This is a genomic window from Nonomuraea sp. NPDC002799 (genome assembly GCF_053592075.1).
The window spans coordinates 616,152-636,549 of record NZ_JBSFVA010000001.1; the positions used below are offsets into that span (position 1 = coordinate 616,152).

At 69.1% G+C, this 20,398-nt stretch carries 26 protein-coding genes; 11 read left to right on the plus strand and 15 right to left on the minus strand.

Features of this window, described 5'->3' with window-relative positions:
• The first annotated feature begins 3 nt into the window (after window positions 1-3).
• Complete coding sequence (locus tag ACWD0F_RS02690) at window positions 4-807, plus strand: purine-nucleoside phosphorylase (RefSeq protein WP_449872104.1); 804 nt, start codon at window positions 4-6, stop codon at window positions 805-807.
• Entirely contained in the window at window positions 804-2,432 is a 1,629-nt protein-coding gene (locus tag ACWD0F_RS02695; RefSeq protein WP_449872106.1) for a phospho-sugar mutase, read from the plus strand. Before ACWD0F_RS02690 ends, ACWD0F_RS02695 begins: the two co-directional genes overlap by 4 nt.
• Before the next feature lie 197 nt (window positions 2,433-2,629).
• Here the strand turns inward: ACWD0F_RS02695 and ACWD0F_RS02700 are convergent, their stop codons facing one another.
• Window positions 2,630-3,385, minus strand: coding sequence for a hypothetical protein (locus tag ACWD0F_RS02700; RefSeq protein ID WP_449872107.1), 756 nt, complete (start codon window positions 3,383-3,385; stop codon window positions 2,630-2,632).
• 259 nt (window positions 3,386-3,644) lie between these two features.
• Here ACWD0F_RS02700 and ACWD0F_RS02705 point away from each other — a divergent pair, with 259 nt between their 5' ends.
• A complete protein-coding gene (locus tag ACWD0F_RS02705; protein WP_449872379.1) occupies window positions 3,645-3,959 on the plus strand; it encodes a type II toxin-antitoxin system Phd/YefM family antitoxin in 315 nt (104 codons plus the stop codon).
• The gene (locus ACWD0F_RS02710; RefSeq protein WP_449872108.1) at window positions 3,956-4,366 is read left to right on the plus strand and encodes a PIN domain-containing protein; all 411 of its coding nucleotides are present in this window, start codon (window positions 3,956-3,958) and stop codon (window positions 4,364-4,366) included. Before ACWD0F_RS02705 ends, ACWD0F_RS02710 begins: the two co-directional genes overlap by 4 nt.
• A gap of 35 nt (window positions 4,367-4,401) precedes the next feature.
• Here ACWD0F_RS02710 and ACWD0F_RS02715 read toward each other — a convergent pair whose 3' ends face one another.
• From ACWD0F_RS02715 to ACWD0F_RS02730, 4 genes are read right to left on the minus strand one after another with little or no spacing between them, the layout of a single operon-like run.
• Window positions 4,402-5,547 carry a methyltransferase domain-containing protein gene (locus ACWD0F_RS02715; protein WP_449872109.1) on the minus strand — a complete coding sequence of 382 codons (1,146 nt, stop codon included), beginning with the start codon at window positions 5,545-5,547 and terminating at the stop codon, window positions 4,402-4,404.
• Window positions 5,544-5,672, minus strand: a complete 129-nt coding sequence (locus tag ACWD0F_RS02720; RefSeq protein WP_449872111.1) for a hypothetical protein — start codon at window positions 5,670-5,672, stop codon at window positions 5,544-5,546. Before ACWD0F_RS02720 ends, ACWD0F_RS02715 begins: the two co-directional genes overlap by 4 nt.
• A gap of 22 nt (window positions 5,673-5,694) precedes the next feature.
• Window positions 5,695-5,901, minus strand: a complete 207-nt coding sequence (locus tag ACWD0F_RS02725; protein ID WP_449872112.1) for a DUF397 domain-containing protein — start codon at window positions 5,899-5,901, stop codon at window positions 5,695-5,697.
• The gene (locus ACWD0F_RS02730) at window positions 5,889-6,707 is read right to left on the minus strand and encodes a helix-turn-helix domain-containing protein (RefSeq protein WP_449872114.1); all 819 of its coding nucleotides are present in this window, start codon (window positions 6,705-6,707) and stop codon (window positions 5,889-5,891) included. Before ACWD0F_RS02730 ends, ACWD0F_RS02725 begins: the two co-directional genes overlap by 13 nt.
• A 156-nt stretch (window positions 6,708-6,863) precedes the next feature.
• Here ACWD0F_RS02730 and ACWD0F_RS02735 point away from each other — a divergent pair, with 156 nt between their 5' ends.
• A complete protein-coding gene (locus ACWD0F_RS02735; RefSeq protein ID WP_449872116.1) occupies window positions 6,864-7,385 on the plus strand; it encodes an ATP-binding protein in 522 nt (173 codons plus the stop codon).
• Between the two features lie 16 nt (window positions 7,386-7,401).
• Here the strand turns inward: ACWD0F_RS02735 and ACWD0F_RS02740 are convergent, their stop codons facing one another.
• Together ACWD0F_RS02740 and ACWD0F_RS02745 are read right to left on the minus strand one after the other, a co-directional pair.
• Window positions 7,402-8,649 (minus strand): CynX/NimT family MFS transporter, encoded by a 1,248-nt coding sequence (locus ACWD0F_RS02740; protein WP_449872118.1) that lies wholly within the window; start codon window positions 8,647-8,649, stop codon window positions 7,402-7,404.
• 84 nt (window positions 8,650-8,733) lie between these two features.
• A complete protein-coding gene (locus tag ACWD0F_RS02745; protein ID WP_449872120.1) occupies window positions 8,734-9,663 on the minus strand; it encodes an alpha/beta fold hydrolase in 930 nt (309 codons plus the stop codon).
• Between the two features lie 115 nt (window positions 9,664-9,778).
• Here ACWD0F_RS02745 and ACWD0F_RS02750 point away from each other — a divergent pair, with 115 nt between their 5' ends.
• Together ACWD0F_RS02750 and ACWD0F_RS02755 are read left to right on the plus strand one after the other, a co-directional pair.
• A complete protein-coding gene (locus ACWD0F_RS02750) occupies window positions 9,779-10,096 on the plus strand; it encodes an ArsR/SmtB family transcription factor (RefSeq protein WP_449872121.1) in 318 nt (105 codons plus the stop codon).
• Window positions 10,097-10,238: 142 nt separating this feature from the next.
• On the plus strand, window positions 10,239-10,649 hold the full coding sequence (locus ACWD0F_RS02755; protein ID WP_449872123.1) for a RidA family protein: 411 nt from the start codon (window positions 10,239-10,241) through the stop codon (window positions 10,647-10,649).
• 20 nt (window positions 10,650-10,669) lie between these two features.
• Here the strand turns inward: ACWD0F_RS02755 and ACWD0F_RS02760 are convergent, their stop codons facing one another.
• The 3 genes from ACWD0F_RS02760 to ACWD0F_RS02770 form a co-directional block, all read right to left on the minus strand.
• Complete coding sequence (locus tag ACWD0F_RS02760; RefSeq protein ID WP_449872126.1) at window positions 10,670-12,073, minus strand: ATP-binding protein; 1,404 nt, start codon at window positions 12,071-12,073, stop codon at window positions 10,670-10,672.
• Between the two features lie 108 nt (window positions 12,074-12,181).
• Window positions 12,182-12,667: a GyrI-like domain-containing protein gene (locus ACWD0F_RS02765; RefSeq protein WP_449872128.1), complete on the minus strand. Its 486-nt coding sequence runs from the start codon at window positions 12,665-12,667 to the stop codon at window positions 12,182-12,184.
• Window positions 12,668-12,677: 10 nt separating this feature from the next.
• Window positions 12,678-12,818, minus strand: coding sequence for a hypothetical protein (locus ACWD0F_RS02770; RefSeq protein WP_449872130.1), 141 nt, complete (start codon window positions 12,816-12,818; stop codon window positions 12,678-12,680).
• A gap of 86 nt (window positions 12,819-12,904) precedes the next feature.
• Between ACWD0F_RS02770 and ACWD0F_RS02775 the strand changes: the two genes are divergently transcribed.
• Both ACWD0F_RS02775 and ACWD0F_RS02780 read left to right on the plus strand, forming a co-directional pair.
• Window positions 12,905-13,171, plus strand: coding sequence for a hypothetical protein (locus tag ACWD0F_RS02775; RefSeq protein WP_449872132.1), 267 nt, complete (start codon window positions 12,905-12,907; stop codon window positions 13,169-13,171).
• Window positions 13,168-13,899 carry an enoyl-CoA hydratase/isomerase family protein gene (locus ACWD0F_RS02780; protein ID WP_449872134.1) on the plus strand — a complete coding sequence of 244 codons (732 nt, stop codon included), beginning with the start codon at window positions 13,168-13,170 and terminating at the stop codon, window positions 13,897-13,899. Before ACWD0F_RS02775 ends, ACWD0F_RS02780 begins: the two co-directional genes overlap by 4 nt.
• Here ACWD0F_RS02780 and ACWD0F_RS02785 read toward each other — a convergent pair.
• From ACWD0F_RS02785 to ACWD0F_RS02800, 4 genes are read right to left on the minus strand one after another with little or no spacing between them, the layout of a single operon-like run.
• A complete protein-coding gene (locus tag ACWD0F_RS02785; protein ID WP_449872136.1) occupies window positions 13,896-14,504 on the minus strand; it encodes a PH domain-containing protein in 609 nt (202 codons plus the stop codon). The two genes, ACWD0F_RS02780 and ACWD0F_RS02785, sit on opposite strands and share 4 nt — an antisense overlap.
• Window positions 14,501-15,574 (minus strand): adenosine deaminase, encoded by a 1,074-nt coding sequence (locus ACWD0F_RS02790; protein ID WP_449872138.1) that lies wholly within the window; start codon window positions 15,572-15,574, stop codon window positions 14,501-14,503. Before ACWD0F_RS02790 ends, ACWD0F_RS02785 begins: the two co-directional genes overlap by 4 nt.
• Window positions 15,575-15,592: 18 nt before the next feature.
• Window positions 15,593-15,943, minus strand: coding sequence for a cupin domain-containing protein (locus ACWD0F_RS02795; RefSeq protein ID WP_449872140.1), 351 nt, complete (start codon window positions 15,941-15,943; stop codon window positions 15,593-15,595).
• Window positions 15,944-15,948: 5 nt separating this feature from the next.
• Window positions 15,949-16,575 carry an AMIN-like domain-containing (lipo)protein gene (locus ACWD0F_RS02800; protein ID WP_449872142.1) on the minus strand — a complete coding sequence of 209 codons (627 nt, stop codon included), beginning with the start codon at window positions 16,573-16,575 and terminating at the stop codon, window positions 15,949-15,951.
• A 123-nt stretch (window positions 16,576-16,698) separates the two neighbouring features.
• On the opposite strand from ACWD0F_RS02800, the gene ACWD0F_RS02805 reads away from it, so the two are divergent.
• Window positions 16,699-18,474 carry a hypothetical protein gene (locus ACWD0F_RS02805; RefSeq protein WP_449872144.1) on the plus strand — a complete coding sequence of 592 codons (1,776 nt, stop codon included), beginning with the start codon at window positions 16,699-16,701 and terminating at the stop codon, window positions 18,472-18,474.
• Between the two features lie 40 nt (window positions 18,475-18,514).
• Here the strand turns inward: ACWD0F_RS02805 and ACWD0F_RS02810 are convergent, their stop codons facing one another.
• A complete protein-coding gene (locus tag ACWD0F_RS02810) occupies window positions 18,515-19,924 on the minus strand; it encodes an MFS transporter (RefSeq protein ID WP_449872146.1) in 1,410 nt (469 codons plus the stop codon).
• An 87-nt stretch (window positions 19,925-20,011) separates the two neighbouring features.
• Here ACWD0F_RS02810 and ACWD0F_RS02815 point away from each other — a divergent pair, with 87 nt between their 5' ends.
• Window positions 20,012-20,398 (plus strand): MarR family winged helix-turn-helix transcriptional regulator, encoded by a 387-nt coding sequence (locus ACWD0F_RS02815; protein ID WP_449872148.1) that lies wholly within the window; start codon window positions 20,012-20,014, stop codon window positions 20,396-20,398.

Here is a 20,398-nt window from a genome sequence, read left to right on the forward strand (position 1 = left end):
CCTGTGAGCAAAGACGCATACACCCTGGCCGCCGAGGCCGCCGCGGCGCTGACGGGCGCCGCCGGCCTCGACACCTTCGACGTGGCGCTCGTCTTGGGGTCGGGGTGGGTGCCCGCCGCCGACGCGATCGGCGAGACGGTGGCCGAGATCCCGTTCACCGACCTGCCCGGTTTCCGGGCACCGGCGGTGGCGGGACACGGCGGCAAGATCCGCGTCGTACGCACCGCGTCCGGGCGGCACGCGCTCGTCTTCCTCGGGCGCACCCACCTCTACGAGGGCCTCGGGGTCGACGCCGTCACGCACGGCGTCCGCACGGCCGCCGCGGCCGGGGTCCGCACCATCGTGCTCACGAACGCGGCCGGCGGCCTGCGCCCCGAGACGCAGAACGTCGGCGACCCGGTCCTGATCAGCGACCACATCAACCTGACCGGGGCCAACGCGATCACCGGCACCACGTTCCTCGACCTCACCGAGGTCTACTCGGGCCGCCTGCGCGCCCTGGTCCGCGAGATCGACCCGACCCTGGCTGAGGGCGTGTACGCCGCCTTCCGCGGGCCCACGTACGAGACGCCCGCCGAGATCCGGATGCTCCGCACGATGGGTGCCGACATGATCGGCATGTCCACCGTCCTGGAGGCCGTCGCGGCCCGCGAGGCGGGCATCGAGGTGCTGGGTGTCTCCCTGGTCACCAATCCGGCGGCGGGGCTGGCGGGCGAGCCGCTCAACCACGAGGAGGTCCTGGAGGTCGGCCGGGCCACGGCGACCCGCATGGGCGTCCTGCTGGCCAAGGTGGTGGACCGGCTGTGACCCGCACTCTCACCGAACAGGCCCGCGCCTGGCTGACCCAGGACCCCGACCCCGACACCCGCGCCGAGCTGTCCGACCTGCTCTCCCGGGGAGCGCCCTTGGACGACCGCTTCGGGGCCAAGCTGGAGTTCGGCACCGCGGGCCTGCGGGGTGAGCTGGGCGCCGGCCCCAACCGCATGAACCGCGTCACCGTCATGCGCGCCGCCGCCGGCCTGGCCGCGGTGCTCGGCCCCGGCAAGCACGTGGTCATCGGCTACGACGCCCGGCACAAGTCCGACGTCTTCGCCCGTGACACGGCCGCCGTCCTCACGGGCGCGGGCCTGCACGCCTCCCTCCTGCCGGGCCCGCTGCCGACGCCCGTCCTGGCCTTCGCCGTACGCCATCTCGGCGCGGACGCCGGTGTGACGGTCACCGCCAGCCACAACCCGCCGCGCGACAACGGCTACAAGGTCTACTGGGGCGACGGCTCGCAGATCGTGCCGCCGATCGACAGCGAGATCTCGGCCGCCATCGACGCCGTGGGCCGCGTGGACGAGCTCCCGCTGAACGCCCCCGGCACCCTCACGGAGCTGGGCGAGGGCATCGTCGCCGACTACATCGCCGCCGTCACGTCCCTCCCCCTGGGCGACGCCCGCGACGTCCGGGTCGTCTACACCCCACTGCACGGGGTGGGCGCGGCCACCCTGACCGGCGCCTTCCTGGAGGCCGGCTTCGAGACCCCGGTCGCCGTCGAGGAACAACGCGCGCCCGATCCCGACTTCCCCACGGTCTCCTTCCCCAACCCGGAAGAACCGGGCGCGATGGACCTGGCCATCGCCCTGGCCGCCAAGCACGGCGCGGACCTCATCCTGGCCAACGACCCGGACGCCGACCGGTGCGCGGTGGGCGTGCCGCTGCCCGACGGCACCTGCCGCATGCTGACCGGCGACGAGGTCGGCGGCCTGCTGGCCGAGCACGTGCTCACCCACACCACCGGCGACCGCTTGGTGGCCACCACCATCGTCTCCTCCACCCTCCTCAGCAAGATCGCCCGCGCTCACGACGTGCGCTACGGCGAAACACTGACCGGCTTCAAGTGGATCATCAAAGCCGGTCCCGGCCTGGTGTTCGGTTACGAGGAGGCCATCGGCTACAGCGTCGGCTCGGCCACCGGCCTCCCCGTACACGACAAGGACGGCATCGGCGCCGCACTGACGGTGGCCGCCATCGCGGCCGCGGCCAAACGCGACGGCCGTACCCTCCTGGACCTCCTGGACGACCAGGCCAGGAGGTACGGCCTGCACGCCACCTCCCAGCTCTCCTTCCGCGTCGACGACCTGTCCCTGATCGCCGACGCCATGACCCGCCTCCGCACCACCCCTCCCGACACCCTCGGGGGCCGTACGGTCCTGCGGGCGGACGACCTGAACCGAGGCGACGGCGGCCTCCCGCCGACGGACGGCCTGCGCTACCTGCTGTCAGAAGACGCCCGGGTAGTGGTACGCCCATCAGGCACAGAGCCCAAACTGAAGTGCTATTTGGAGGTAGTCGTCCCGGTAACGGAAGAGGCCGAAACCGCCCGCACCCAGGCCGCCCAAGACCTCAACACCCTCAAAACCGACCTAACCACCCACCTGGGCCTTTAACCCCCGAGCATCGCCTTCGCTAAGGGGCGCTGCGCGCGTCGGGCGCTTCAGACAGCGCCTTGTGGGGGCACGCCCCCACACCCCCGGCGAGGGGACTCCCGTCCTCTCGCGCTCCCCGGCCTTGCCCGGGGAACCGGGCGCTCTCCCAAACCGATCATCTGGCGTGCGGGCGGCCCCTCGGGACCAGCGCCGTCCGATCACAGGGGTTCAGCTATACCGTGCTGCTTCAGCCGTGCGATCAGCTCGTCCATGTTCTTCGGTTCGAGCCAGCCTCCGCCGCCCGCTGTAAGTGGCTCTCGTCCTCCGATGAGCGCAGTCTGGTCGCCGGAGCGCGTCGCAGCCAGAACAGGGTCCTCTAGAACGAGCCCTTGCGGAGGAATCAGCATGAGCCGCGCCGACTGAGGCAACCAGTCGCCGGGGATGCGTACAGCGCCGGTCACCGCCTCCAGAGGCGGTTCGCGCGGATAGGCGAGGACCTTGGTGCCTGACGGCATGGCCTTCTCGAAGTCAGCGATGCTCTTCGCCGGCTTCCACTGCTCCACCGGCACCGAGTCGTCACGAATGACAGCTCCCTGGTCGAACGCGACGTAGGCGATCCCGGAAGCAAGGGATCGTGTGTTCTTCACGCCCTTCAGCGGTTCCGTAATGCGAATACGGAGGACGGCGCGGTAATCGAGGGGGCCGTTTTCGTACGTCTCTGTCGCGGGCCCCTGTTGCCAGCCGTCGATCACACCGGCGAGGACGATCGGTCGGTCTGCTGCAAGCGCTTCAGGTGAAGCGTATGCGGGGAAGTCGGACTCCGAGACCCGTAGAAGAGAGACGTCGAGGGAGCTGTTCTGCTCACTTAGAAGGGCCTCATGCGCTGAAGCGGGCGCTCGTACCTCCCCTGACCCGCAGGCTGTCATGATTGTGGCACCTCCGAACAGCAGAGTGGCGACAAGCTGCTTCTTCATGAGCCTCCTCTTGCCTCCTACTACCACCACAAATTGATGTGGTCGATGTGACACCGATGGCCAGTGTGGATGAAGGAAACGGCCGGGTGAGACCGATGTCTGACGACCCATCGACACTGGAGGGACATCGGGTCTGCGCCCCAACCGCGATAGCGCGCGACGAGATGAGTGAGCAGATTGAGCGAAGAGCTCGCCAGGTGGTCGATTGTGGCACCGCATGGCACCCGATGGCACAAGGCGGTAGACTACAAACGTGAGCATGCCCGAGCCTGACCACTCCCATGAGATCTCTCAACGCGACCTGCGCAACCGGTCAGCCGAGATCATGGATGGGCTGGAACGTGGGGAGCGGTATGCCGTTACTCGCAACGGCCACCACATCGGCGATCTGGTCCCGCTCCGCCGCCGACGCCGCGCCGTGTCACGCGCCGAATTCGCCGCCGTGTCGGGTGGTATGCCCCGACTGGACGACCGCAAATATCGTGAAGACATGGACCGCCACGTCAACGACGATCTCTACGACCCTTACGACCGTGCATACGGTAGACGCGAATCCCCGGAGGACGAGGGATGACCCACGCCCTGGGGCTGCTCGACACCAACATCCTCATCCTGCGCGCCAGCATTGATCCCAACGAACTCCCCGATGAGATGATGATCAGCGCCATCACCACCGCGGAGCTATCGGTCGGCGTCTTGGTAGCGACAGAGGCGCGGGAACTCGCCCAGCGAATGAAGATCCTGCAGACCGCCGAAGCCGAATTCGACCCACTTCCCTTCGACGACACCGCAGCCCGCGAGTACGGCCAGTTGTGGACGGCTGTCATCACCTCAGGACGGAAACCACGCCCCCGCACGGCAGATCTGATGATCGCCTGCGTGGCGATCACGAACCGGCTCCCTCTCTACACCTGCAATCCCAGAGATTTCAAAGGTCTGGACCACCTGATCACGGTGGTTCCGGTCACTCGCCCTCAGTAAATGACACAGACCGCCCACCTGCGGGACTGCGCGTTTCATCCGGTCAGCACGTGATCTGGGCTGTCCAGCCAGATCGACTGCCCTTCAGGCGTGACCGTCATCCCGAACCGGTCGCGGCTCGGCTCTCCCCACGACACCCAGCGAAAGTACGCGTCGGTCACCTCGTCCCACACCGGACGGTCGCCGAGCCGGTACAGGTCGAACTCAGCCTGACCGGACCGGTGGGTCACCAGCGACCACACGGCGGGATCGTCCTGGTCCGCCACCCACACCTGCACCAAGCCGTCCTGAACGTGGGAGGTGACCTGGAGGCCGGTGAGCGCGGCCATCGCCAGCAGCGCTCCCGGTGGCGCATTGGCGATCGTGCGCGGGTCCACTCGGGTGCGCAGGTCGCGTCCGCTGCCGTCGTCGCCGGCCGCGTCCGGCGGGCGCTGGGAGCGCATCATCATGTAGGCGGCGAAGCCGGGGAACCGGCCGTACGCGGTGCCGTCAGGAAGGGCGACGAGCCGCAGCGCGTGCCCGTTGCCGAGGCCGGGGCACCAGGGCAGCACGATCACGCCGCCCGGCCGGCACTGCTCCACCCACGCGTACGGGATCGTGCGGACGCCACAGGTGACGTGCACCCGGTCGTACGGCGCACGTTCCGGGCAACCGTCCGCGCCGTCACCTACGACGAGGTGAGGGTGAACGTCGGCGGCGGCCAGGTTTTTGGCCGCCTGCTCGGCGACCGCCGGGTCGACCTCGATCGACGTGACCGCACCGCCCCGGCCGACGAGATGCGACAGCAAGGCCGCGGTGTAGCCGGTGCCAGTGCCCACCTCCAGCACCCGCTGGCCGGGCTCGGCGTTCAGCCAGCCGAGCAGGTCGGCCACCGTGGACGGCGCGGAGGCCGAGGAACTGGAGCCGGTGCCCTCCGGGGTGACCTCGCGCCTGCCGTCGGCCACCTGCGTGACGATCACTGAGTCCTGGTAGACGACGTCCCACCAGTGAGCCGGGTCGCTCTGCCGGTCGATCCAGGCGACCCGCTGCTTCGCGCCGATGACGGCCCGGCCGCGCGCCGGGATGAACAGGTGGCGGGGCAGGCTCCGCAGGGCGTCCAGGACAGCGCCGGTGCGCTGCGGAGCGGGCGCGATCCCGGCGACCATCCGCCCGGCCGATTCCCGGTGGTCGGCGCAGGTCACCTGCCGCTGCCGCCCTCGTTGTCGCCGCTGTTGCCGGTGCCGGGGTGTGTGTCGTCGTCCTCCGGTTTGCGCGGGCTCGGCTTGAACGGCTTGTCCGTTGGCTCGCCTTCGTGCTTGCCGCCCACCTGATCCCCCTCGCCGACGCCGTCAGAGGTCGAACTCGCCGTTCCGGGCGCCATCGACGAACGCCTTCCACTCGCCGGGAGTGAAGACGAGCGCGGGCCCTTGCGGATTCTTGCTGTCGCGAACGGCGACGATGCCAGGCAGGTTGGTAGCAACCTGAACACACTGCCCAGCGTCGCTGCTCGCGTTGGCCTTGTGCCACTCCGCTGCGTCGAGATTCACTTGGTCCATTTTTTCATCGCATCCTCTATGGCCTGCTTCGTCAAGGTTTTCGGCTGGGCGTCCGCTCTGATGGTGTCGTACCTCTGCTTGAGATCCGCCACCGCCTCGTGATCACCGGTGACATCCCCCGACAGAATCGAATCAGCGGAGATGATCTCGCTGCCATCCCGCAGCCGCGCCAACGCGAACGCGCTGGTCATGCCTGCTACACAACCCACGGCGAGCGGCACGAGCTGGATTGTGATTCGGGGATGTTGTGTGAGGTCGAGCAGATGGCGAAGCTGCTTCACCAGGACATCGGATCCTCCAATGGGACGGTGCAGCACAGCCTCATCGATCAGCGCCAGAAACGTAGGCGGATCTGGGCTGTCGAAAATTCGCATGCGGCCGGTGCGGGCTTGGACACGTTCCTCCACCCGATCGGGCGAGGCGGTGTTGTTGAATATCGCACGCGCGTAGTCCGCATTCTGCAACAGCCCGGGAACCACCAGTGGGTCCCATGTTTGCAGGATGACCGCCCGTGGCTCGATTTCCTCAACCCAGCGAGCGAACCATCTCAAAGTGGGCGATTGGCAGATTCGTGTGTACAAGGCAGCGAAATGGCCGTCGAGGCCCAGAGCCCTATCCACTTCTTTAGCGAAATCGCTCGTTGGCGCTCTGCGGCCCGTTTCGACGTGACTGACGGCGGACGGGTGGCACCTCATCCGGCGTCCTAACGCGGCTTGGGTCAGCATCGCCGCCGTGCGGTGAGCAGCGAGGTCCATCGCGAAGCGGGATCGTGGGGAGGAGTGGTCTCCGTCGGTGTCGTTGGCCATGACATCCCAGCCGATTGCGTTGCGCTTGGTGATTGAGCTTGACCTTACAGTGACAATCCCCCGACAAACAATACGCTGGGCGCGACTTTTCATGTCGTTCAGATTTCAAGAGATATCCGCCCCCATTGACTCGATGGCTCTTCATGCTGAAACCCAGTGCACGGCATATCAAGCGACGACTCGGACAAAGCCGGTGATTTCATTCCAATGGACAGCAGGCCATCACAGGTAATCGCGTGGAAAGGCGCCACGCTGCGCCGGAGCGACAAAGCGCCCTGGCAGGCGCGACAGGCCGTCAAAGCCTGGCTGACCCCAGACCATCCGGCACGGTCCGATGCCCTCCAAGTCAGCTCCGAGCTGGTCACCAACGCCTGCGAGCACGTGCCGCCAGGAGTCGGGCGGGATTGGGTCGAGCTGCGGCTGGGTTTCGGCGGCGAGTTCGTCCGCCTGGAAGTGATCGACCCGGGCACCCCGGAACGGGCGCCGACTCTCGTCCCCCACCAGGTGGGCTCCATGGCCGAATCCGGGCGCGGGCTCGACATCGTGGCCAGGCTGTCGGTTCGCTGGGGGACGGAGACCGTACGACGAGGCTGTCGCGTCGTGTGGGCCGACCTGGCGTGCGTCACGCGCCCGGAGTCGTCACAACGAACCTTGAGGACCGGCGAAACGTCTCCCTAGCACGTCAAGACCGTGCTCATCGCGGATCGCCGCCGATGTGGCGATCGCGGGCCGCCGCCAGCCCGGTGCACAGTTGTGGCACGAGGAGGGCCAGGAGCAGGGTGAGGCCGGCCGTCCAGGTGCCGGTTACGGCTTGGAGCAGGCCGAACGTGAGGGGTCCTGCGGCCGCGATGACGAAGCCGATGGACTGGGCCATCGTGGACAGGGCGGCGGTGTCCTCGGTGGTCCGGGAGCGCAGGACGATGAGGGTAAGGGTCAGCGGGAAGATGGGACCCTGGCCAAGCCCCATCAGGGTCGCCCACAGGTAGGGAGCCGCGGTGGGGGCGATGAGCAGGCCCAGAAGACCGGTGGCGGTGAGGGCGGTCAGGAGGACGATCCAGGGGCGTTGGCTCGGGCGTCTGGCCGCCAGAGTGGGCAGGACCAGGGAGACGGGGATGGCCACGAAGCCGGCGACGGACAGCAGGAACCCGGCGGTGGCCTGGTCGATCCCCGCGTCGACGAAGACGGACGGCAGCCAGGCCAAGGTCGTGTGATAGCTGAGCGCCTGGAGCCCGAACAGCCCGGTGACCTGCCAGGCGAGCCGGTCGTGCAGCAGCCGCCGCAGGTGGGCCAGGCCGGCCCCCGCCGAGTGATCAGCGAAACGCACGCTTGAACGTAGCTGCGGCGTCCAGACGATGAAGGCGACGAGCGCGGGAAGGCTCCAGATGGCCAGGGCGGCGGGCCAGCCACCCCCGATCGCGTCCCCGAGGGGAACGGTCACGGCGGCCGCGATGGCGGCGGAGGAGGCCAGCGCGGTGGTGTAGAGGCCGGAGATCAGACCGGCCCGATCGGGGAAGTCGCGGCGGACGAGAACGGGCAGCACGATGTTGCCGACGGCCACGGCGGCGCCGACCAGGACAGTGCCGGCGAACAACGCGAGGGTCGAGCCGCCGAGCCACATCGCCGTGGCCGCCGCGATGGCGGCCAGCGCCCAGGCCAGGGTGCGTTCGATGCCCAGACGGTTGACCAGCAGCGGCGCCGCCGGGCCCGCCAGGCCGAAGAACAACACGGGAAGAGTCGTCAGCGCTCCGGCGGCGACTCCCGACAGGTGGAGGTCCCTGCTGATCGGCTCCAGGATGGTCGCGGTGGCCGCGATGGCGGGGCGCAGGTTGGCCGCTGTCAGCACGACGCCCAGGACGAGGAGCGCGCGCGCTGCCCGGCGCGTACGGGCGGAGGCGATCGAGGTGGCCGGGGCCCGGTCGGGCGTCCGGTGGAGGTGGGGCATGGATGCTCCGATCAAGCAGCCTGCGGGCCCTGGACGAGGTCGGCACGACCGCGTCGAGGGCCCGCTGCGAAGGGGATCGCGCTGTCAGCCGAGGAAGGTGGTCAGGGCGTCGATGACGGCCTGGGGCTGCTCCTCGGGGATGTAGTGGCCGCAGTCGACCACCTCGATCACCTGGACGTCCGTGCCCTTGGACGGCATCAGCTCACGCAGGAAGGCGTAGTTGCTCTTGTCCCCGCCGAGGGCGAGGATCGGCGTGGTCACCCGCCCATAGGCCTGCTCGTCGTCGGCGTCGCGGGTGAAGGTCTGGTACCAGCCGTTGCCCGCGCGTACGGCGTCGGCGGTGGAGTAGGCGTGGGCGTACACCTGCCGGGACCACTCGTCGACAGAGCCCGGGTCCTTGGCCTGACGGTTGAACAGCCAGTCGACCAGCAGCCGGCTGCGGCCCTCCAGCAGCAGCTCAGGCAGGTCACGGACCTGGTTGAAGGCGAACCACCACAGGTAGGAGCGGGCGCCGGCCTCGATGACCGAGTCGACGTGCTGGTCGGACTCGGGGAGCAGGCTGAACGTGGACCACGTCTTGTCGGGGTGGGGGACGTCCAGCAGCGCGATCTTCGTGGTCGCCTCGGGATGATTGGCCGCGAACGCATAGGCGACCATGGCGCCGATGTCGTGGCCGGCGATGCTGACGGTCGTCAGGCCCAGGTGGCGGACGAGAGCGTGGATGTCGGCCGCCATGGTCTTCTTGTCGTAGCCGTCGGCGGGCTTGTCCGAGCCTCCCATGCCGCGCAGGTCAACGGCGATCACCCGGTGGCGGCGGGCCAGCGCGGGCATGACCTTGCTCCACTGCCACCAGGTCTGCGGCCATCCGCCGAGCAGGAGCAGCGGCTCACCGCTGCCGCCCTCGACGTAGTGCAGACGAACGCCGTTCACCTCGGCGTGACGGCTGGAGAAGGCTCCCTCCAGCGAACGCGCGAGCTCGGCGTCGTGCAGGGGATCAGTGAGGGACGTGGTCATGGCGTTCCTTATCGTTCGACCGTACGAGAATTTCGTACCGTTTGTGTACGAGATGTTCGTACAGTCGTATGGATGATGTCAAGTGACCGTACGAGAATCGCGTACATTGGTAGGCATGGCCGTACTGCACCATCCCGCCGCCGAGGAGATCGAGCTGGTCGACGTGCTCGCCGCCCTCGGGCACCCGGTCCGCCTGGGCATCGCGCTGGCCCTCGTCTCCGGCGAAGAGAGGTTCTGCGGCGAGATCCTGCCCGATGTCCCCAAGTCGAGCATGACCCACCACTGGCGAGCCCTGCGCGAGAGCGGCGTGATCCGCCAGCGCCGCGCGGGCCGCAAGCTCTACCTCACGCTGCGCCGCGACGATCTGGAGGCCCGCTTCCCCGGCCTGCTCGACATCGTCCTCGACCGGGCCGCGCAGAGCAGTGGCGAGTGAGGCTCAAACCGTCGATGCCGAGCGGAGACCATCGAGCGCCGCCGGCAGGAGCGGCTCGGAGGCGGCCGGCGAAAACGGCAGGCAGGCGCCAGAACGCCCCTGCCAGGATGGTGCCTCATGCCCGATGTGAGAGGACCTGATCGTGCCGCATGCCATCACGTTGATTCGCTCCACGTCCCTGTCCGACGTCGCCGAGTACGCCTACGCGGCCACGGCGCCCGCCGAGGCGCGGCTCATCTTCCTCGCCGGAGCCTGCCCCCTGAACGAGGACGGCTCGACGGCGGCGATCGGTGACTACGCGGGCCAGGCGGCGAAAGCCGTCGAGAACATGCGGACCGCTCTCGCCGCCGCCGGCGCGACGTTGCAGGACGTCATCAGCACCCGCGTCCTGGTCGCCTCCACCCGGCGGCAGGACCTGGGGACAGCGTGGGAGGTGGTCAGGGAGGCGTTCGGCGACCATGACGTCCCCAGCACCTTGTTCGGCGTCACCGTGCTCGGCTACACCGACCAGCTCGTCGAGATCGAAGCCGTCGCCGCCGTGCTCGACTCCTGAGCACCACTGCGCCGTCCGGCTCAGCGCCAGGCGGCGAGCAGTTCTTCAGGGGCGACGTGGGTAACGCCTTGTACATCGCATCCGCTCCGTGACACCGCATAGAGCGGGGTGGAGGTGTCGGCATGGGGCAGCCGGGCGCGACGGGTGATGAGCTCACTCAGGTCATGATGATCGAACGGCCGGTTCTCCAGCCACTTCACAGAGCCGACCATCGTGATCTTCTTCGCCACCGGCTCACGGTCGGCGCCCACGAGGTCGATCTCGGGATCGTTGGTCCGCGTCCAATATCTTCCGATGGCTCCGGTCTCCTCGGGCAAACCGTCCATCCGGCGAAGGCTCTCCCGGATGACGGGCTCCACGGCGCTGCCGCGCCAGGCGGTCCATGACCGCTCTATGCGGCGCATCACGAGATCGCCCCGTCCGCGCTCGATCTCCGGCATGCTCGCTTCGACGAAGGAGAGCCAGAATCGCAGGTGTGTATCGGCGATGTGGTAGCGGCGCTCCCGCGATGGGCGCGTGGACAGTGGCACTTCTGCCGTGACCATGCGTTTCTCCAAGAGGATCTGCACGCCTCGCTGGACTGACGTGCCTGGTATCCCGCCGGAGGCTTGGGAGAGGGAGGAGAAGGTCCGCTGTCCTGAGCCGATGGCTTTCAGCAGCGTCCTGGCCTGTGCCTCGGGCGGGAATTCCGCTGCCAGGGCCCGTTCCCCGCTCACCGTCAGCGCCGAGGTCGGGTCCGGGATGGATGCGTTCAGGAAATCCCACACGGTCGCACCGACCGGCCATTCGTCAAGGATCATGGGGAGCCCACCCGTGATCAAGTAGGCATCGATGGCCTCAGCGGCCGGCAGACCGAGCTTCTCCGCCACATCGGCGGGGGTGAGCGGGTTGATCACCATGTCGGATGCGCGCATATAGAACGGCCGGTCGTACTGGTTGATCGCTTCCATGATGGACAGGTCGGAACCGATCAGGATGAGCAGGATGGGCCGACGGGAGAACTCGCGGTCGAAAAGACGCTGCAGCCTGCCTTCCAGGTGCGGGTCTTCGGCGATCATGAAGGGCAGCTCGTCCAGGATCACGATGCTGGGCGAGTTCTGGGGGAGGGCCTGAGCCAGCAGCCTGAGCGCGGTGTCCCACCCGGTCGGGGTCAGACCCTCGAAAAGAGATGCGTCGGGCAGGTCCGAGGCCAGGGCGTCCGCGACGAAGCGGTCCAGTTGATCGGAGAGCGGCTCGTGGGCCGCGGTGAAGAACAGGCTGGGTACGCCGCTCCGGTGGATGAACTCTTCAGCGAGACGCGACTTTCCCACCCGGCGACGACCGCGCATGAGGATGGCACGTCCCGGCCGATCGCCCGACCCGACTCGATCGAAGTAGCGGCCAAGGACGGCCAGCTCTCGATCCCGGCCGATGAATCCGTCCATGTCACCCTCCCTCGAACAACCAAGTTTGGTTGTACCAGATTTGGAACAACCAAACTTGGTTGTTTCCCAGGTGGACGCTCCGTAACTGGGATCACCCGACGCTTCTGGTCAGGACAGGCGGAACTGCAGGTCCGTGTCCCAGTTGTTCGGGTCGGGCTCGACTCGCGGATCGGTGGTGTAGAGCTCCAGGCGGCAGCCCCAGTGCTCGGTCCCGTCCTTCTCGGTCATGTCCCAGGTCAGCCCCTGCTCCTCGGCCCACGTCAGCAGGGCCGCGACGACCTCCGCGAGCCGGTCCGGGTGGCCGTGGTGAGAGACGGTGACGTAGCGCCCGGCGGGGAGGGTGGCGGCATAGATGTCGGCCTCGCCCTCCACCGGGGCGGCCACCGGGACCCCGGCCTCCACCACCAGCCGGTCCTCGGTCATGTTGATGGAGTCGTACCTGAGGAACGGGGCTCCTGCCGGGGTGACGCCGCGTTGGGCGAGCCGGCCGATCAGCTCACCGATGCGGTCCGCCACCACGCTGAAGCTGGTCATGGTGATGGTCGCGCGCACCCCGATGTAAGGACGTTCTGGAAAATCAACAATCTGTGGCATGTTTCCTCCATTACCGTTCAGTACGGCGTGCGGGCTCGAAACTCATCGGGGCCGAAAAGCGGAACTTGGTGGCCAGGTGGAACAACCACGGGCGCCGGGGTCCGCGCGCGGGATCGTACGTGCGCTCCGCCCTGACGAACGCCTCCTGCACCGCGTCCTCGGCCCTTCATCCCGGTTGATCCGGACAGTACAGCGAAATTTCCCGCATTGTGGTGTTGTAGCGATGCATACCCAGCTATGGCGGTTTCGGAGGGAGTGGGGTATTTTTCCGGCACACGTGAGTTCCTCCGCTTCCCCGACGCTCACCCACCCCACGCCGCCGACGCCGGCCCGGCCGCCGGCGTGGTCGGGCACGCCATGGAGCACCTGGCCCGGTTCAAGATCCCCGCGTACGTGAAGTTCGGCGGAGGCTTCTCGCTGACCCCGTCGGCCGCATCGAGAAGCGCCACCTCCTCCTGCCGGAGCACCGCCCCCACCATCTCCGTCGACAAGGAGAGAACATGATCGATGTGACCGAACGCGACGAGGTGGCCGTGATCACGCTCACCCGCCCGGAGAAGCTCAACGCCCTCACCGCCGGCATGCGCAGGGACCTGGCGGCGGCGGTACGCGGCTACGGCGACGGCAAGCGCGTCAAGGGCATCGTCGTGACCGGCACGGGCCGGGCGTTCTCCGCCGGCGAGGACCTCCACGAGGCGGCCGGTCAGTCGCTGGTGGCGGAGGTGGCGCTGTTCCACGACATGACCAGGGCTGTGCTGGAGACGCAGGTCCCGGTGGTCGCGGCGGTCAACGGCCTGGCCGTCGGCGGCGCCGCCGAATGGACCCTGTGTTTCGACGCCCGCGTCGGCACCCCGGCGGCGGAGTACTTCTTCCCGGAGAACCACCTCGGCCTGTCGATCTCGAACGCCGCCAGCTACCTGCTCCCCCGCCTGGTGGGCGCCGCCAGGGCGATGCGGCTGGTGCTCGACTCGGCCCGGGTGAGCGCCGAGAGCGCCCTGGCCGCGGGCCTGCTGGACGAGATCGTCGCCCAGGAGACCCTGACCGAGTCGGCGACCGCCCGCGTGCACCACTGGACGCGCCCGGGCACCGCCACCTCGGTCCACCTGGACATGCTGCGCCCCTCGCGCACGAACGTCGAGCGGGCCTTCGCCGTGGAGACGGAGGCCGCCAAGCAGGTGGAGGAGTGGGGCATCGCCCAGGCGGGCGTGTCCCGGTTCGTGAACCGGCGTTAGCCGACGATCGCCGCCACCACGAGCACGAGCGCGGCCACCACGATCGCGATGGAGTCGTAGGCCCAGGTGACGCGGGCGGGCGTGGCCTCCTCCGCACGCCGCCTGGCCGACTCGGCCCGCTCGCGGATCTGGTCGGCCACCCAGTCGGCGTGCGTCCGGCCCGCGAACACCTCCGCCGCCGCCTGCTCGCCCTTCGACAGGGTGGGCTCGGCGTCGAAACGCCCCCGCCGCCGCTTGGGCGCCGCGCGCCGCTGCGCCTTGGCCCGCTCCCTGGCGCTGCTCATCGGCGTCCACAACCGCAGCGTGCGCTCGTCGTCGTGCTTGACGTTGATGGAGTGGGAGACCGTCACGTCGTCGATGGCGGCCCACGGCAGGAACGTCGTGCGGAACGGGTTGCGCCCCACCAGCCCGGCCTCGGTGACCACGGTGGCCGGGCGCAGCGCGATCACGTAGACGATCGCCGTCAGCACCCCGAGCACGGCCAGCGCCACCAGCGACGACTTGCCGGTGTAGCGGGCGATCAGGTCGTAGACGTTGAACGCGACGAAGGCCACCCACACCCAGCCGAGCACGAAGGCGGTCCTGGAGCGGTAGGTCTGCTTCACGGCTGCCACTTGAGCTGCGCGAACCCGGGCTTGATCACGCCGTTGATCAGCGCCAGCCGCTCGTCGAACGGCAGGAACGCCGACTTCATCGCGTTGACCGTGAACCACTGCAGGTCGTCCCAGCCGTAGCCGAACGCCTCCACCAGCTTGAAGAACTCCAGCGACACGCTCGTCGCGCTCATCAGCCGGTTGTCGGTGTTGACGGTGACCCGGAAGTGCAGCCGCCGCAGCAGGCCGATGGGGTGGTCGGCGATGGAGTCGGCGGCGCCGGTCTGCAGGTTGGACGTGGGGCACATCTCCAGCGGGATGCGCTTGTCCCGCACGTACGCGGCCAGCCGGCCGAGCTTGGCGGAGCCGTCGTCGGCCACGGAGATGTCGTCGATGATGCGCACCCCGTGCCCGAGCCGGTCGGCGCCGCACCACTGGATCGCCTGCCAGATCGACGGCAGCCCGAACGCCTCGCCCGCGTGGATGGTGAACTGGGCGTTCTCGCGCTGCAGGTATTCGAAGGCGTCGAGGTGACGGGTGGGCGGGTAGCCGGCCTCGGCCCCCGCGATGTCGAATCCGACCACGCCCACGTCGCGGTAGCGGACCGCCAGCTCGGCGATCTCCCGGGAGCGGGCCTGGTGCCGCATGGCCGTCAGGAGCGTGCCGACGCGGACGCCGCGCCCGGCCGAGCCCTGCCTGAACCCGTCGAGCACCGCCTCCACCACCTCGTCGAGGCTCAGCCCCTTGGTGGTGTGCTGCTCCGGCGCGAAGCGCACCTCGGCGTAGACGACGCCGTCGGCGGCCAGGTCCTCGGCGCACTCGGCGGCCACGCGGACGAGCGACTCGCGCGTCTGCATGACCCCGACGGTGTGGTCGAAGGTCTCCAGATAGCGCTCCAGCGACCCGGAGCCGGACGCCTCCTCGAACCATTGGCGCAGGTCGCCGGGATCGTCGGTGGGCAGCAGATCGTAGTCGCACTCCCGCGCCAGCTCGACGATCGTCTCGGCGCGGAGCCCGCCGTCGAGGTGATCGTGCAGCAGCACCTTGGGAGCCCGCCGGATCTCGTGCAGCGTGGGACTCATCAGGCCATGATATGAGGCTCAGTCGCGCCCGGCGGCCTCCGGCGAGAACGCGGGAAGGCACACGGCGATGTATTCGGCGCCCTCGTCGCCCACGCGGTAGCTGACCTTCTCCCCCGGCGACGTCACCACCGACTGCCCGGCCGCGACCTCCGTCGTGCCCTCGGCGTGCTCCACGATCAACAGGCCCCGCAGGACCACGGTGTATTCGGTGAACGACGGCGTCTGGGCCGGCTCCGCCCAGCCGGGCGGAGCGGTCATGTGCGCGATGGAGACGTCCCGGTCGCCACTGCTGACGCGGCCGACGTGCTCGTCGATCAGCTTGCCGCCCGGCACGGGGATGCGGGCCGGGCCCTCGATCTTTCTCACCACGGAGGTCAGTGTGCCACGTCGAGGACCAGCCGGCTCGGGCCGCCCTGCTCCTTGATCTGGAACCCGGACCGCCTGGCCAGCACCAGGCCGATGCCGACGCGCCCCTCGAAGTCGCCGGTCCTGACGACATGGGTGAGGTTGCCGAGCTTGGCCGGGTAGATGGGGCCACCGCCCCAGGTGGGCCGGCCGTCCTCGTCGTGGGCGTGCGCGGGGAAGAGCGTGAGCTGGAGGTACGCGCCGCCCCGGACGTCGATCGGCGTGCCCGATCCGTCCTGTACGAACTCATCCACCCATCTCACGTGGTAGCCCGGAATGCCGCCCTTGAGATCGACGACCACCCGGTCGAACGTCTCGTGGGCCGCGAACCGCACCGACGTCACCACGGCGGGATCGACGCCGCCCCGCTCGACCTCGACCTCGGTCGTGCTCGTGGGGGTCTCGGGGTCGGGCACGGCCCGCTCCGCCGGCGTCGTCGCGGTGGCCGTGGCGGTGGCGGTGGCGGTGGCGGTGGGCGATGTCCGCACGGTGGTCTGCGTGGCCGCGCCGCAGCCGGTGAGCAGGACGAGGCAGGCGAGCGAGGCGAGGACGCGAAGGCGTGACGGCCGGCCGGCGGGTGGAGAAGACGAGCGCATGCCCGGTAAATGCCCAGACCACGGGCCTGCAAGCGGTTTCGCGGCGGATCGGGACACCCTTTCCTGGCCTTTCGCGGAACCGGGGGCTCCTCTACGCTGATCAACCCACAAGGAGTCATATACGTGAGCAAATCTAGTGATTTACCGGCTTTTTTGGCCAGTTATGGGCCTTCGTTCGCTCGTACCGCGTACCTGCTGACGGGCGACGCGGACAAGGGCCGCACGCTGGCCGTGGACGCGCTGACCACGGTCTGCCGCCGCTGGCGCGCGATCCGCTGGAGCCGGCCGGCCGACGCAGTGCTGCGCGAGCTGTACCGGCGCTTCCTCAACGCCGGGGAGGCGCCCGCGACCGGCGCGCTGGCCGCCCTGCCGCCGAAGGCCAGGGTGGCCCTGGTCACGCAGTACCACGACGGGCTGGACGTACGGCAGGCGGCGGCGATCACCGGACTGTGGGTGGCCGTGCTCACCCAGGAGACCCGCGAGGCCCGGGACTACCTCCAGGCCACCCGCCCCGACCTCTTCACCACCGTCCAGCCCCACAGCCCGGCCCCCGACCCGGCACCCCTGGCACCACCACCCTCGGCACCTCTGGCACCACAACCCCCGCCACCGCAGCCCGAGACACCACAGCCCTCAGCACCGGAGCAGGCGGCCGAGCCGGCGTCATGGGCGGCGCCCTGGGGGACGGTCGCGCCCGCCGCCACCCCGTGGGCGGTCGAGGGCCGGACGTGGGCGGCGACGCCACCGGCCGCCGATCCGGCCACACCCGACGATCCCGAGCTGCGCGCCGCCCTGGCCGGGATCGCGGCCGAGATGCCGCACACCAACCTCTCCGAGCCCGTCCTGCGCCGCGTCACCAGACGCCGCAGGGTCCGCACGGCCCTGTGGACCTCCGTCTCCGTCGGCATGGTGGGCGCGCTCGTCGCCCTCATCGCGGTCAGCGTGAACGCCATGGCGCGCAACCTTGATCAGCTCATCGCCGACCCGACCGGCTACCCGTCGGCGCCGCAGCCGATCCCGGAGGCGGCGCCGGCGAAGCTGAGCGCCCCCATCCGCTACGCCTATCCGGGCTACTGCCCGGGCACACCCGCCGAAATCAGCGACTTCAGCGTCGCCAAGCCCTGCGCCCAGTGGCGGCTGACGACCACCTCGGGCGAGGAGTGGCGGCTGACGACGGCGCGCCCCGCCTACGACGAGGCGACGGGCGCCAGCGCGCCCCTGGGCGTCAGCCGCGACGGCCACCGCCTGGCCTACCGGAACAGCGAGGGCGCCTACGTCGTCCACGACCTGCCCAGCGGCAAGGTCAAGGCGTTCGACGTCCGCGACGAGCTGGTCAACCCGGCCATCACCTCCTCACCCAACGGCCGCTTCTTCGCCGTCGGCTCCGAGTTCTCGGACGGAGGGCTGTTCGACTTCGACACCGGCGTGACCCACTACCTGTTCAGCGAGCGCGTCCTCGCCGTGCGCGACGACGGCACGCGGCTGGCCGGCGTCCGTAAGGACGTTCACGACGTGCCGGGACACGCCTCGGTCACCACCCTCACCCTCGGCGCGCCGGGGGCACTCGAAGGCGGCTATCGCGTCGATCCCGACCTGCTCAAGCTCGGCGGCGCCCTCGCGCCGGACGGCCGCACGGTGGCCCTGATCGCGGAGGACAGCACGCTCATCACCATGGACGCCCGCACCGGCCGCGTCTTCGGCCACCGCACGGTGATCGAGGACTACGAGGTGCTCGCGGTCGAGCGCTGGGTCAGCGCGGACGAGGTGCTGATCCGGCAGTGGGACGACGACTACGCCTACCTGACCAAGGTCAACGTGCACTCGGGCGCCACCGTCGAGCTCTCGGAGGACTGGATGGAGGAGCTCGGCTACGACTCACCGATCGGCGCGCTGAAATGACGGGAGGGGGCCCCATGACAGGGCCCCCTCCCGCGCGCGATCAGACGGTCTCGTAGACCTGGGCGCTCTCCTGCGGTACGACCGCCGCCTTGCGCCGGCGCAGCCCGGTCGCCGAGATCGCCAGCCCGACCAGGGCGAGCACCAGCGACACGACGATGGCGGCGCGCAGCGAACCGATCGAGAGCGTCTCACCGCCGCCCGCGGTGAGCACGGCGGTGACCACGGCCAGCACGATCGCGCCACCGACCTGGCCCGAGGTGTTGAGCAGCCCGGAGGCCAGCCCCTGCTCGTCGTCGTCCACGCCGTTGGTGGCCTGGATGTTCAGCGAGGGGAAGGACAGCGCGAACGCGATGCCCAGCAGCACCATGCCGGGGATCACCAGGCCGCCCAGACTGGGTGTCTCGTCGATGCCCAGGAAGATCGCGTAACCGCCGGCCAGCGCGGCCGCCCCGACGACGATCAGCTTGCCGGTGCCGAACCTGTCCGCGAAGTCGCCCATCTTGGTCGAGCTGAGCGCGACGAGCAGGCCCGCGGGCAGGAACGCCATGGCCGTGCCCAGGGCCGACCAGCCGAGCAGGTTCTGGAAGTACTGCATGGCCACGAACTGGAAGGACACGTACGAGCCCATCAGGATCAGCAGCCCCAGGTTGGCCCGCACGAGGGAGGCGGAGCGCAGGATGCCCAGCCGCACCAGCGGGTGCTTGATCCGCAGCTCGGTGAGGACGAACAGGCCGAGCAGCACGGCCACGCCCACCAGTGAGCCGATGGTCTGCAACGAGGCCCAGCCGGCCTCCGGCGCCTGCACGACGGTGAACACCAGTAGCAACATGGACGCGCTGATCGTCACGGCGCCGATCAGGTCGTGACCGCCCTCGGCCCGGTCCTCCTTGGCGCGGGGCAGCACCTTCAACGCGGCGACCAGCGCGATCACCGCGACGGGCACCGGCATCAGCAACGTCCACCGCCAGCCGATCTCGGTGAGCAAGCCGGACAACACGAGGCCGAGCGAGTAGCCGCTGGCGCCACAGGCGGTGAAGATGCTCAATGCCTTGTTGCGCTCCGGCCCTTCGGGAAAGGTCGTCGTGATGATCGACAAGGCCGCCGGCGCGGTGAAGGCGGCGGCCACGCCCTTGACGAACCGGGCCGCGATCAGCAACCCGCCGTCGTCCACCAATCCACCGAACAACGACGCGACGGCGAAGACGCCCAGCGCGACCAGGAAGACCCTGCGCCGCCCGAGCAGATCGGCGGTCCTGCCCCCGAGCAGCAGAAGACCGCCATACCCCAGCACGTAACCGCTGACCACCCACTGCAGAGACGAAGTGCTCAGGCCCAGGTCGTGCTGGATGGCCGGCAGGGCGACACCGACCATCGAGACGTCAAGGGCGTCCAGGAATATCACTGCGCAGAGCACGACGAGCGCGCTCCACCGGGATGAGGAAGAGGACATGAGCCAGAACAGTACATGCGTTTGCATCTAATGCAAACGCATTTAATTCCGTTGCATGAGTTTTCCCGCAGTGGTAACCTCCGCGACATGCAGGAGGACTTCGTCGTCGAGACCTGGCACTACGTCCTGGCCAAACACGCCAAGGCCATGTGCGCGCTGGAGCGGGAGCTGGGCGAGCGGCACGGCCTGGGGCCCAGCGAGTTCGAGGTGCTGGATCGGATGGTGCATCACGGCCGGAAGTTGCGCATTCAGGAGCTCTGCGAAGAGGTCCACCTGAGCCAGAGCGCCCTGTCCAGAGTGGTGGCGCGGCTGGAGAAGGCCGCGCTCGTCTCACGCGGCGTGTGCGACGAGGACCGGCGCGGCGTGTTCGTGTGCATCACCGACGAGGGGCGCGCCAGACACGCGGAAGCGCTCCCGACCCAGCGCGCCGTCCTGGCCGGCGTCTTCGCCGAGGCCCCGGTCCTGTCCCGCTGA